The organism is Nocardia sp. NPDC051833, from assembly GCF_040681225.1.
Lineage (GTDB): Bacteria > Actinomycetota > Actinomycetes > Mycobacteriales > Mycobacteriaceae > Nocardia.
The window spans coordinates 1,862,151-1,874,986 of the sequence record NZ_JBFAYK010000001.1; the positions used below are offsets into that span (position 1 = coordinate 1,862,151).

At 70.8% G+C, this 12,836-nt stretch carries 11 protein-coding genes; 8 read left to right on the plus strand and 3 right to left on the minus strand.

The genetic code is table 11. The features are described from left to right. Positions 1–14: 14 nt before the first annotated feature. Entirely contained in the window at positions 15–578 is a 564-nt protein-coding gene (locus tag AB0L91_RS08175) for a helix-turn-helix domain-containing protein (protein WP_365011218.1), read from the minus strand. 137 nt (positions 579–715) lie between these two features. Between AB0L91_RS08175 and AB0L91_RS08180 the strand changes: the two genes are divergently transcribed. The 8 genes from AB0L91_RS08180 (at position 716) to AB0L91_RS08215 (ending at position 11,704) form a co-directional block, all read left to right on the plus strand. Continuing rightward, positions 716–2,323, plus strand: coding sequence for a carboxyl transferase domain-containing protein (locus tag AB0L91_RS08180; RefSeq protein WP_365008216.1), 1,608 nt, complete (start codon positions 716–718; stop codon positions 2,321–2,323). A gap of 5 nt (positions 2,324–2,328) precedes the next feature. Further along, a complete protein-coding gene (locus AB0L91_RS08185) occupies positions 2,329–4,368 on the plus strand; it encodes an acetyl/propionyl/methylcrotonyl-CoA carboxylase subunit alpha (protein ID WP_365008219.1) in 2,040 nt (679 codons plus the stop codon). Then, complete coding sequence (locus AB0L91_RS08190) at positions 4,365–5,525, plus strand: acyl-CoA dehydrogenase family protein (RefSeq protein WP_357342683.1); 1,161 nt, start codon at positions 4,365–4,367, stop codon at positions 5,523–5,525. The genes AB0L91_RS08185 and AB0L91_RS08190 overlap by 4 nt, the downstream gene beginning before the upstream one ends. After that, positions 5,522–6,001 carry a MaoC family dehydratase gene (locus tag AB0L91_RS08195; RefSeq protein ID WP_365008221.1) on the plus strand — a complete coding sequence of 160 codons (480 nt, stop codon included), beginning with the start codon at positions 5,522–5,524 and terminating at the stop codon, positions 5,999–6,001. Before AB0L91_RS08190 ends, AB0L91_RS08195 begins: the two co-directional genes overlap by 4 nt. 71 nt (positions 6,002–6,072) lie before the next feature. Beyond that, positions 6,073–6,912, plus strand: coding sequence for a CoA ester lyase (locus AB0L91_RS08200; protein ID WP_365008223.1), 840 nt, complete (start codon positions 6,073–6,075; stop codon positions 6,910–6,912). A gap of 97 nt (positions 6,913–7,009) precedes the next feature. Beyond that, entirely contained in the window at positions 7,010–8,953 is a 1,944-nt protein-coding gene (locus AB0L91_RS08205; RefSeq protein ID WP_365008225.1) for an acetoacetate--CoA ligase, read from the plus strand. A gap of 12 nt (positions 8,954–8,965) precedes the next feature. Further along, positions 8,966–10,192: a TetR/AcrR family transcriptional regulator gene (locus tag AB0L91_RS08210; protein ID WP_365008228.1), complete on the plus strand. Its 1,227-nt coding sequence runs from the start codon at positions 8,966–8,968 to the stop codon at positions 10,190–10,192. Positions 10,193–10,276: 84 nt separating this feature from the next. Further along, complete coding sequence (locus AB0L91_RS08215) at positions 10,277–11,704, plus strand: DUF1254 domain-containing protein (protein WP_365008229.1); 1,428 nt, start codon at positions 10,277–10,279, stop codon at positions 11,702–11,704. 6 nt (positions 11,705–11,710) lie between these two features. Here the strand turns inward: AB0L91_RS08215 and AB0L91_RS08220 are convergent, their stop codons facing one another. Then, positions 11,711–12,574, minus strand: coding sequence for a hypothetical protein (locus tag AB0L91_RS08220; RefSeq protein ID WP_365008231.1), 864 nt, complete (start codon positions 12,572–12,574; stop codon positions 11,711–11,713). Positions 12,575–12,598: 24 nt separating this feature from the next. Further along, positions 12,599–12,814, minus strand: a complete 216-nt coding sequence (locus AB0L91_RS08225) for an MbtH family protein (protein ID WP_218719668.1) — start codon at positions 12,812–12,814, stop codon at positions 12,599–12,601. Between the last annotated feature and the right edge of the window lie 22 nt (positions 12,815–12,836).

The following is a 12,836-nucleotide window of genomic DNA, read 5'->3' on the forward strand; positions in this document are numbered from 1 at the left end:
GGCTGTTTCACCGATCAGGCGGGTGACGGCGCCAGCGCGGCCAGCGCCATCTGCCGCAGCACCGGCCTGGCCTTGCTCGCCCGCGCCGGCGCGGCGCTGTGCGGGGTGGAATTGATCAGCCCGAAGGCCGCGTGGGCCTGCACGCGGGCGGTGTCCTCGGCCAGGCCGGGATGCACCTCGCGCAGCACCTGCACCCAGACCTCGACGTACTGCCGCTGCGTGCGGCGCAGGGTGCGGCGGTCGGTGGCGGGGACGTTGTCGAGGTCGCGGTCCTGGATGCGGATGAGCTCGGGATCGTCGAAGGCGAAGTCGAGGTGGAAGTCGACCAGCCCGACCAGCGCTTCGGCGGGCGATGCCGCCGCGGCCACGACCGCGCGCCCACCGGCCAGCAGCCGCTCACTGACTCCCACCAGCAGCTCGACCAGCAGCGCTTCCTTGTTGGCGAAGTGCCGGTAGACGGCGGGTCCGCTGATCCCCACGGCCGCGCCGAGATCGTCGAGGCGCACGCCGAAGAATCCGCGATCGGCGATCAACCGGGCGCCCGCGTCGAGCAACTGCTCGCGACGCTGGGCTTTCATCAGTTCGCGCCGGGTCACCGGAGCGGGCTCGACCGTGGCCAACCTCGACTTCCTTTCACCGGGTCTGGACAACTTGGTTAGTCAAGATTAACCTGAATTTCAGTTATTGGCGATTAACCGGATGGCAGGATGGCGGGATGACGGTTACGCACGACCTCGACAACGGCCCCACGACCGCGACGAGCAACCGGGACGCGCACCGCGCCCTGGTCGACGAGCTGCGCGAGCGGCTGGCGACGACGGCGCTGGGCGGCCCCCAGAAGTCGCGCGAGCGGCACGTCGCCAGGGGCAAGCTGCTCCCCCGCGAACGGGTCGACCAGCTGCTCGACCCGGGCAGCCCGTTCCTCGAGCTGTCCCCGCTGGCGGGCAACGGCATGTACGGCGACGAGTGCCCCGGCGCGGGCGTGATCGCCGGTATCGGCCGCATCGCGGGCCGCGAGTGCCTGGTGCTGGCCAACGACGCGACGGTCAAGGGCGGCACCTACTACCCGATCTCGGTGAAGAAGCACCTGCGCGCGCAGGAGGTGGCCGCGCAGAACAACCTGCCGTGCGTGTACCTGGTGGACTCCGGCGGCGCCTTCCTACCGCGCCAGGACGAGGTGTTCCCCGACCGCGAGCACTTCGGCCGCATCTTCTACAACCAGGCCAACATGAGTGCCAAAGGCATCGCCCAGATCGCGGCGGTGATGGGCTCGTGCACCGCGGGCGGCGCCTACGTGCCCGCGATGGCCGACGAGGCCGTCATCGTGCGCGACCAGGGCACCATCTTCCTCGGCGGCCCGCCGCTGGTGAAGGCGGCGACCGGCGAGGTCGTCACGGCCGAGGAGCTCGGCGGCGGCCTGCTGCATTCGCGCACCTCCGGCGTCACCGACCACCTGGCCGACGACGACCGCGACGCGCTGCGCATCGTCCGCAAGATCGTCGGCACGCTCGGCCCGAAGCCCGAGGCGCCGTGGGAGGTGCTGCCGAGCACCCCGCCCGCCAAGCCGGAGGACGAGCTCTACGACGTGGTCCCGGTCGACCCGCGCACCCCCTACGACGTGCGCGAGGTGATCGACCGGATCGTCGACGGCGAGGCCGGTTTCCACGAGTTCAAGTCCGAATACGGCAAGACCCTGGTCACCGGTTTCGCCCGGATCCACGGCCACCCGGTCGGCATCGTCGCCAACAACGGCGTGCTGTTCGCCGAATCCGCCATGAAGGGCGCGCATTTCATCGAACTGTGCGACAAGCGCAAGATCCCGCTGCTGTTCCTGCAGAACATCACCGGCTTCATGGTCGGCCGCGACTACGAGGCGGGCGGCATCGCCAAGCACGGCGCGAAGATGGTCACCGCGGTGGCCTGCGCGCGGGTGCCGAAGCTGACCGTGGTGATCGGCGGCTCCTACGGCGCGGGCAACTACTCCATGTGCGGGCGCGCGTATTCGCCGCGCTTCCTGTGGATGTGGCCGAACGCGCGGATCTCGGTGATGGGTGGCGAGCAGGCCGCCTCGGTGCTGTCGACCGTGCGCGGCGAGCAGCTCGACAGCGCGGGCAAGCCGTGGTCGGACGAGGATCAGGAGGCTTTCAAGGCCCCGATCCGGGAGCAGTACGAGACCCAGGGCAACCCGTACTACGCGACGGCGCGGATCTGGGACGACGGCGTCATCGCGCCCACCGACACCAGAACCGCGCTCGGCCTTGCCCTCTCGGTGTGCGCGCAGGCGCCGCTCGAGCCCGTTTCCTATGGCGTCTTCCGGATGTGAGCGACATGCTGAACAAATCCCACCCCGTCGACTTCGACACCGTCCTGGTCGCCAATCGCGGCGAGATCGCGGTGCGCGTCATCAAGACCTTGCGCGCCATGGGTATTCGCTCGGTCGCGGTGTACAGCGACGCCGACGCGGGCGCCCGCCACGTGCGCGAGGCCGACGTGGCGGTGCGCCTCGGGCCCGCCCCGGCCCGCGAGAGCTACCTGTCGATCGAGAAGGTCGTCGACGCCGCGATCCGCTCGGGCGCCCAGGCCGTGCACCCCGGTTACGGCTTCCTGTCGGAGAATTCGGCGTTCGCCGCGGCGCTGGCCGACGCGGGCATCGTGTTCCTCGGCCCGCCGGCCAAGGCGATCGAGGTGATGGGCGACAAGATCACCGCCAAGAACACCGTCACCGCGTTCGGCGTCCCGGTGGTCCCCGGCATCGCCGAGCCCGGCCTGACCGACGAGCAACTGATCGCCGCGGCGGCCGAGGTCGGCTACCCGGTGCTGGTGAAGCCGTCCGCCGGTGGTGGCGGCAAGGGCATGCGCCGGGTCGACCGGGCCGAGGACCTGCCCGCGGCGCTGGTCAGCGCGCGGCGCGAGGCGGGCGCGGCCTTCGGCGACGACACCCTGTTCCTGGAGCGCTTCGTCACCCGGCCCCGCCACATCGAGGTGCAGGTCCTGGCCGACAAGTTCGGCAATGTGGTGCACCTGGGCGAGCGCGAGTGCAGCTTGCAGCGCAGGCATCAGAAGGTCATCGAGGAGGCGCCCTCGCCGCTGCTCGACGCCGCGACCAGGGCCAGGATCGGCACCGCGGCCTGCAATACGGCGCGCAGTGTCGACTATGTCGGCGCGGGCACCGTGGAGTTCATCGTCTCCGCCGACCGGCCCGACGAGTTCTTCTTCATGGAGATGAACACCCGCCTGCAGGTGGAGCATCCGGTGACCGAGCTGGTCACTGGGGTCGACCTGGTGGAATGCCAGGTCCGGGTGGCCGCAGGCCAGAAGCTGGGCCGGAGCCAGGACGAGATCCACCTGGTCGGGCACGCGATCGAGGCGCGCGTCTACGCCGAGGATCCGGGCCGCGGCTTCCTGCCCACCGGCGGCACGGTGCTCGCCCTCGCCGAGCCGAGCGGCCCCGGCGTGCGGGTCGACTCGGGTCTGGCCGAGGGCACCGTGGTCGGCAGCGACTACGACCCGATGCTGTCGAAGGTGATCGCCCGCGGCACCACCCGCGCCGACGCCCTCGGCGCGCTGGACCGCGCGCTGGAACAGACCGTGCTGCTCGGCGTGACGAGCAATATCGAGTTCCTGCGGTTCCTGCTCGCCGACGAGGACGTGCAGGCGGGCCGCCTCGACACCGCGCTGCTGGACCGCCGGGTGAGCGACTTCCGGCCCGCCGCGGTGACCGACGACGAGTTCGCCGCCGCCGCGGCCCATCACTGGCTGCGCCGCTGGCCCGTGTCCGGCGGCGACCCGTGGTCGACCCCGTCGGGCTGGCGGCTCGGCACGCAGGCCCCGACCTCGATCCGGCTCGCCGCCGGTGACCAGGTGCGCCATGTCTTCATCACCGGCACACCGGAATCGGCGATCGTGCGGATCGAGGACGGTGAGCCGCAGTCGCTCTCGGCCGCGTCGAGCCCCGACGGCCTGGTCCTCACCCTGGACGGGCTGCGCCGCGAGTTCCGCGTGGCCGAGGCCGACGATCAGCTGTGGGTCGGTCACGCGGGCAGCGTCGCCGTGCTGCGGGAAGTCGCCGAGGCGAGTGTGCGTGGTGACGCCGCCCATGTCGGCGACGCCGAGATCCGCAGTCCCATGCCGGGTTCGGTGATCGCGGCCCCGGTCGCCGACGGCGCGACCGTCGAGGTCGGTGATCCGGTGATCGTCATCGAGGCCATGAAGATGGAGCACACGCTCACCGCCCCCGTCGCGGGCACCGTCGAGGTGCTGGTGGCACCGGGCGCCCAGGTGAAGCTGGACCAGGTGCTGGTCCGCGTCGTCGCCCACCCCGTCGAAACCGCTGTCGAAGAGACCGAGCGCGAAGGAACCAACGCATGACCGACTACCTGTCCACCGGCTCGCTGCCGGACGAATACCGCCAGCTCGCCCTGACCGTGCGCGACTTCGCCCAGCAGGTCGTCGCGCCCGTCTCGGCGAAACACGATGCCGAGCACAGCTTCCCGTACGAGGTCGTCGCCGGCATGGCCGACATGGGCCTGTTCGGCCTGCCGTTCCCCGAGGAGTTCGGCGGCATGGGCGGCGACTACTTCGCCCTGTGCCTGGCGCTCGAGGAACTCGGCAAGGTCGACCAGAGCGTGGCCATCACCCTCGAGGCCGGCGTCTCGCTGGGCGCGATGCCGATCTATCGCTTCGGCGACGACAAGCAGAAGACCGAGTGGCTGCCCCAGCTCACCAGCGGACGCGCGCTGGCCGGTTTCGGCCTAACCGAACCCGACGCGGGCAGCGACGCGGGCGGTACCCGCACCACCGCCGTCGAGGACGGTGAGAGCTGGGTGATCAACGGCGCCAAGCAGTTCATCACCAACTCCGGCACCGACATCACCCGGCTGGTCACCGTCACCGCGGTGACCGGGCAGACCGGCGGCAAGAAGGAGATCTCCACCATCCTGGTGCCGACCTCCACCCCCGGCTTCGTCGCGGAACCGGCCTACAACAAGGTCGGCTGGAACGCCTCCGACACCCACCCGCTGAGCTTCACCGACGTGCGGGTGCCGAAAGAGAACCTGCTCGGCGAGCGCGGCCGCGGCTACGCCAACTTCCTGCGCATCCTCGACGAGGGCCGCATCGCCATCGCCGCGCTGGCGGTCGGCGCCGCGCAGGGCTGCGTGGACGAGAGCGTGCGCTACGCCGGTGAGCGGCAGGCGTTCGGGCAGGCCATCGGCCGCAACCAGGCCATCGCGTTCAAGATCGCCCGGATGGAGGCGCGCGCCCACGTCGCCCGGACCGCCTACTACGACGCGGCCGCGCTGATGCTGGCGGGCAAGCCGTTCAAGAAGGCCGCCTCGATCGCCAAGATGGTCGCCAGCGAGGCCGCGATGGACAACGCGCGCGACGCCACCCAGATCTTCGGCGGCAACGGCTTCATGAACGAATACCCGGTGTCCAGGCACTACCGTGACAGCAAGATCCTGGAAATCGGTGAGGGCACGACGGAGGTGCAGCTGATGCTGATCGCTCGGGAGCTGGGTCTGTGACCGAACGCAGAGTCGTCCAGCGGGGGCTGTGGTTCGAGGAGTTCGAGATCGGCACGATCTACGAGCACCGGCCCGGCCGCACCATCACCGAGGCCGACAACGTCCTGTTCACCACCCTGACCATGAACACCCAGGCGCTGCACCTGGACGCGAACTTCGCCGACGCGCAGCCGCCGTTCAACCAGCGGCTGGTGAACTCGATGTTCACCCTGTCGACGCTGGTCGGCCTCTCGGTCGCCCAGCTCACCCAGGGCACCCTGGTGGCCAATCTCGGGTTCTCCGAGATGTCGCTGCCCGCCCCGCTGTTCCACGGCGACACCATGTACGCCGAGACGCTGGTCACCGACAAGCGCGAATCCAAGAGCCGCCCGGGTGAGGGCATCGTCGGCCTCACCCACACCGCGCGCAACCAGGACGGCGTGATCGTGGCGAAAGCCGTGCGGCAGACCCTGGTCCGGAAGGCACCGACGGCATGAGCGGTCAGCGCCCGGAGGAACTGCCGTGCCGCACCATCCCCGGGCGCCCCGGCCCACCGGAAGGACACAGCATGACGATGACCGGAGACAGCGTGAACCCCTGGGAACCGACCGGACCGGCCTGGCTGTTCTGTCCGGCCGACCGGCCCGAACGCTTCGCCAAGGCCGCCGCGGTGGCCGATGTGGTGATCCTCGATCTCGAGGACGGGGTCGCCGCCGGTGACAAGGCAGCCGCGAGGAAGGCACTGATCGAGACCCCACTCGACCCGCAGCACACCGTGATTCGCGTGAACGCGGTCGAGACCGAGGAGTACGCGGCCGACCTGGCCGCCCTCGCGCAGACCGCCTACCGGCGGATCATGCTGCCCAAATGCGAGTCGGCCGAGCAGGTCAGGAGCCTGGCGGGCTACGAGGTGATCGTGCTGATCGAGTCGCCGCTGGGCGCGGTGCGGGTGGCCGAGTCGGTCGCCGCCGAGAACGCCATCGGCGTGATGTGGGGCGCCGAGGACCTGGTGGCCGGACTCGGCGGCAATGCGAGCAGGCACGCCGACGGCAGCTACCGCGACATCGCCCGGCACGTGCGTTCGACGAGCCTGCTGGCGGCCAAGGCCTTCGGCCGGTTCGCCCTGGATTCGGTGTTCCTCGACATCAAGGATCTGGAAGGGCTCGCCGTGGAGACGCTGGACGCGGTGGCCGTCGGCTTCGACGCCAAGGTGGCCATCCATCCCAGTCAGGTGGCGGTGATCCGCGAGGGCTACGCGCCCGATCCCGAGGAGATCGGCTGGGCCCGCCGCGTGCTCGCCGAGGTGCCGAACCACCGCGGGGTCTTCGCCTTCGAGGGCCGCATGGTCGACGCACCGGTGCTGCGGCACGCGGAGCGGATCGTCCGCCGGGCCGAACTGCCCGCCTGAGCAGCACCCGGCGCGCGGGACGAATATCGCCCGACGCGCCGGGGTAATCATCGGCCGGACCGCCCCCGGCCCGCGCCAATCCACAGGAGGACCTCCGATGCAACCGCAATGGGAACCGACCGCCCAGGACATCGCGTCGGCACGGATCACCGACTTCGCCGCGTTCGTCAGCGGCCGGACCGGCGAGCAGTACCCCGACTACCAGGCGCTGTGGCAGTGGTCGGTCGACGACATCGCCGGCTTCTGGCAGGCGCTGTGGGACTACTTCGAGCTCGGCCCGATCGCCGACGGCGTGCTCGGCGATCGGGAGATGCCCGGCGCGCGGTGGTTCCCGGGGACGCGGCTGAACTATGTCGACCAGGTCGTCCGGCAGGCGCGGTTCGACCGGCCCGCCGTGCTCGCGCTGAGCGAGGACGCCGAGCCGCGCGAGATCTCGTGGAGCGAGCTGATCGAGCAGGTCACCGCGTTCGCGGCCACCCTGCGGGCCCAGGGCGTCGAGGCGGGCGACCGGGTGATCGGCTACCTGCCGAACATCCCGGAGGCCATCGTCGCCTTCCTCGCCACCGCGAGCATCGGCGCGGTGTGGAGCGCGTGCGGCCAGGACTACTCGGCCAAGGCCGCGCTGGACCGGCTCGGCCAGCTCGAGCCGACCGTGCTGGTCACCGCCGACGGCTACCGGTTCGGTGGCAAGCAGCACGACAAGCGCGCCGACATCGCCGCCGTGCGGGACGGGCTGCCCGGGTTGCGCGCGACGATCGCGGTGTCGCAGCTCGGACTCGAGGTGCCCGGCGCGGTCGCGTGGTCGGACGCGATCGCCGATCCCGGGCAGGGCGTGATCGAGACGACCGCGGTCGACTTCGATCATCCGCTGTGGATCGTGTTCTCCTCCGGCACCACCGGCCTGCCCAAGGGCATCGTGCACGGACACGGCGGCGTGCTGCTGGAACATCTGAAAGCCGTTGCCCTGCAGTCCGATATCGGACCCGACGACGTCTTCTTCTGGTACACCAGCCCCAGCTGGATGATGTGGAACTTCCAGATCGCCGGCCTGCTCACCGGCGCGACCGTGGTGACCTACGACGGCAGCCCGACGGCGGGTGGCCCGGACGCGCTGTGGCGCCTGGCCGCCCAGGTCCGCGCCACCGTGCTCGGGACCAGTCCCGGGTATGTCCTCGGGTGTATCAAGGCGGGGTCGGTGCCGCGGACCGACCACGATCTGTCGGCGCTGCGCAGTGTCGGGATCACCGGGTCGGCGCTGCCGGAGTCGAGCGCGTTGTGGCTGAACGAGAACGCGGGCGAGCACGTGCAGGTGAACTCGATCAGCGGCGGCACCGACGTGGTGTCGGCGTTCATCGGCGGCGTGCCCACCGTGCCGGTGTGGCCGGGCGAGCTGTCGGCGCCGTATCTCGGGGTCGCGCTGGACGCCTTCGACGAGGCGGGCGCGCCGGTGCGCGGTGCGGTCGGTGAGCTGGTGGTGACCGAGCCGATGCCGTCGATGCCCGTGCGTTTCTGGCGCGACGAGGACGGAAAGCGCTACCACGACGCCTATTTCGACACCTACCCCGGCGTGTGGCGGCACGGCGACTGGATCACGCTGACCGAGCGCGGCAGCGTCGTCGTGCACGGCCGCTCCGACTCCACCCTCAACCGGCACGGCATCCGGATGGGCAGCGCCGACATCTACCAGGTCGTCGAGCAGTTCCCGGAGATCGCCGAGGCCCTGGTGATCGGCGCCGAACAGCCCGACGGCGGCTACTGGATGCCACTGTTCGTCGTCCTCGCCCCCGGCGCCACCCTCACCGACGACCTGCAGACCCGGATCGGCACCGCGATCCGCACCGAGGTCTCGCCCCGCCACGTCCCCGACGAGATCCGCGAGGCCCCCGGCATCCCGCACACCCGCACCGGCAAGAAGCTGGAAGTCCCGATCAAGAAGCTCTTCCAGGGCGCGGACGCGGCCCGCGTGGTCGAACGCAGCGCCGTCGACGACCCGTCCCTGCTCGACTGGTATGCCCGGATCACCCCACCCCACAAGGCCTAATACACTTCTGGCATGAATGTCGGCGAGTCTCGTGGTGCGCGTGGATCGGTAGTCGGCGGAGCGAAGGACGGTGTGCGACGGCGGCCGAAGAATCGGCGCGCGCAGATCGCGGCGACCTCGGCGATGGCGTTCGGCGCGGCCGGCTATCACGGGGTGAGCATGGAGGACATCGCGGCCGGGCTGGGGATCAGTTCGGCGGCGCTGTACCGGCACTACCCCAGTAAGTACGCGCTGTTCCGGGAGGAGCTGCTGCGGGTCGGGGAGGCGTTCACCGCCTCGATCACGGTGTCCGATGACGGATCACCGATCGCGGCGGAACGGTTGCGGCACATGCTGACCGGGCTCATCGGCGCGACGGTGGAGAACCGCGGCACCGTCACCCTGGTGCGCTGGGAGAGCCGCTATCTCGAGCCCGCCGACCGGCTGGTGCTCGACGAGCAGCGGGCCTCGGTACTGGTCGCCCTGGACGAGCAGCTGGCGGTGCTGCGGCCGGAACTGACCGCACCGGATCTGCGGATGCTGTCCACCGCCATGTTCGGCGTGATCACCAGCATCGCCGACCATCACGCCGCGCTGCCCGCCCGCACGCTGAACCGGCTGCTGAGCGCGGCCTGTCTCGCGCTGGCCGGGGACGAATTGCCGCCCGCGGCAGCGGTTTCCGAGCAGGCGACCCAGGTCGAGATCCCGGAGTCGTTCAAACACGAACTGCTGCTGCGCAAAGCGGTCGAGCTGTTCCACGAGCGCGGCTACCCGAACGTGAGCGTCGAGGACATCGCCTCGGCCGCGGGTCTGTCCGCGGCCTCGGCGGTGTACCGGTTCTACCGGGGCAAGAGCGATATCCTCGCCGCCGCGTTCCGCCGCGCGGCCGACCGGGTCTCCGGCGCGATCGGCCCCGCCGTCGCGGGCACCCCCGACAGCGGCGCGGCGCTGGACGTGCTGATCACCCAGTTCGTCTCCGACACCTTCGACGAGCGCGCGCTGGCGGTCGTCTACTACGCCGAGTTCGGGCACGTCCCCGCCGAGGAACGCGCGGTCCTGCGCAACATCCAGCGCCTCAGCGTCCAGGAGTGGGCCCGCCTGGTCCGCGAGGTGCGCCCCGAACTCTCCGCCGCCGAAGCCCGCTTCCTGGTCCACGCCGCCTTCGCCCTCGTGATCGACCTCAGCCAGATCTACGGCCCCGACCCCATCGCCTGCCGAGCCCGCGTAGCCCACCTCATGCACCGAACCCTCCTCGGCTGACCTGCGGAATTCACCCGTTGTGTGTGAGGGCGGGGGGTGGTGGCGTGTTTACGGTGGGCGTTCGAGGTGTCGGACGGAGCGTGTATGGGTGGTCGGGCAGGTGGCGAGGGTGGGCTGAGTCGGCGGCGCTTGCTGGGGTTGGGGGCGGCGGTGGGGGTGGCGGCGGTGGTGCCCGGGTGCGGGGGTGGGGAGCCGGTGCCGTCGGTGGTGACGTCGACGGGGGCACCGGATGTGCTGGAGCTGGCGACCGAGGCGTATGTGTTCGGCTATCCGATGATCATGCTGGACATGATGCGGGCGGCGAGTGGGCCGACCAACACCTTCGATCACAGCGTGCTGCCCGATCCGCTGGATCGCGGGGTGGCCCGGCTCAGCCACGACATGGTGTATTCGCAGGCGTGGCTGAATCTGGCGGACGAACCGCTGGTGCTGCAGATCCCCGGGATGGAACCGGACCGGTACTGGCTGTTCCAGCTGCTCGACGGGTGGGGCAACACCGTGCACGACCTGAGCAGCGAGCAGCCGCGTACGGGGGCCGACGCCGAGGGGCCGCCGTACACCTATGTCATCGCGGGTCCGCGGTGGACCGGGTCGCTGCCGCCGCACACCACCCTGCTGCACATGCCGTCGGAGCTGACGACGATCGTCGGCCGGATCCAGATCAACGGCGTCGCCGACGCGCCGCGGGTCAACCGCTGGCAGGAGGAGATCCGGCTGGTGCCCGCGGGCGCCTGGCAGCGCCGCGAGTACGACGCGACGATCAGCAGGGTTCACCCGATCGACCGCGGGCCGGAGCCGCCGGTCAAGCGGATCGCCGCGCTCGACGGACGCACGTATCTCAATCGCCTGTGCCGGCTGATGGTCACCGATCCGCCCGCGGCCGCCGACGCGCCGCTGATGGATCAGCTGGCCGCGATCGGTGTGGTCCCCGGCGGCACCGTCGACAACGAACCCGTCGACGTGCTCGACGAGGCGGCCCGCCGGGCCCACCGCCGGATCGCGGGCTGGACCGATCCGAACGCGCGCCGCGTCAACGGGTGGGAGATCCCCGTCGACCTGGGCACCTTCGGCACCGACTACCTGCGCCGCGCGGCGACGACGATGCGCTCACCCGGCAAGGCACCCCTGCGCGACGTGCTCTACGCCGAACTCTGGGCCCCGACGACCGACGACGCGGGACGACCCCGCCGCTACCGCATCCGCTTCGAGCCCGGCCGGTGGCCGCCGGTGGACGCCTTCGCCGCGATCACCGCCTACGACCCCCAGGGCTTCCTGGTCCCCAACCCGGCCGGGGTCTACTCGGTCGGCCACGCCCCGCCGGTGGTGGCGGGCCCGGACGGCACGGTGGAGATCGCCGTCCAGCACGCGGACCCGCGCCCCGGCATCCCCACCGGGAACTGGCTCCCGATCCCGGAATCCGGCGAGTTCTCCCTGACGATGCGCCTGTACGCACCCCGCGCGGCCGCGATCGACGGCGACTGGGAACCGCCACCGATGACCCCGGTGGCGTGATCACCCTCAGCCGATGGTGGCCCGCACCGGGACGGACGCGGCCGGGGCCGTGAACACCGCGACGTAGTAGTCCGGTACGACGCAGACGACCGGTTCGGTCGCGGTCAGCACCGGACGCAACCGTTCCGCCGAAAAGGCAAGGTAGGCACCATCGTTGTGGCATCCGGTGAGGACGAAGGCGAACGCGCGATCACGCGCGGCGCGCTGCGACACCACCGAGTTCACCCGGTGGGCCACGGTGGCATCGAGCCCGGCGGTGAACGCGGCGAGCTGATCCGGCTGCGAGACTTCCGCACCGCGCAGCGCGGCGCCGAGCGTGATGCGCTCGATATGGGCGAGGGTCGCGGGACCCGGCGGATCGGGACGGTCACCGCCGAGCCGGGTGTTCGCGGGCACCTCGTCCTTCGGTAGCGCGAACACCGCCAGGATGTCCCACGGCGCCGCGCATTCCGGCGGCGGATTGTCCGCGCCGGTCAGCCGGACGGAGTAGTCCGCGGTGCCCTGGGTGGTCAGCTTCGCGCCGTCACCGGGCGAACACCCCGCGCCCCAGGAGAAGGCGAGCAGCGCTTCGGTGCCGAGGTCGCGGCGCGACAGCTGGTCCGCGAGCCGACCGGCCCCGTCACCGGGGAACCGCCCGACGAACTGGTCGATATCGGCCTGCGACCGCAGAATCGTGTGGACATCGGGCAGTCCCCGGTCGGACTCGAACACCACCGGTTCGGCGTGCTCGACATCGCGGGCGGTGGACGTGCGCCGTGGCGGATCGGAGTCCGCCGACGACGCGAACAGCGCCCCCAGATACCCGCCTGCCAGCAGTCCCACCAGCAGCGCCACCACGATTCCGAACCGGTTGCTCGTCGTACTCCCCATACCCCACTGTACGTAGGGCGGCGGTCAGCCCTCGTTGGCCATCGCGGCGATGAGGGAATTGGGGCGCATGTCGAGCCAGTGGGATTCGACGTACTGGAGACAGGAGGTGCGGGTGGCGGCGCCGAAGGCGACGGTCCAGCCGCCGGGCACCGCGGCGAAGGTGGGCCAGAGGGAGTGCTCCCCCTCGGCATTGACCAGCACGTAGAACTGGGCGTTCTCGTCGTCGAACGGATTGCTCATCGGATTGCCTTCCTGAGGGGGT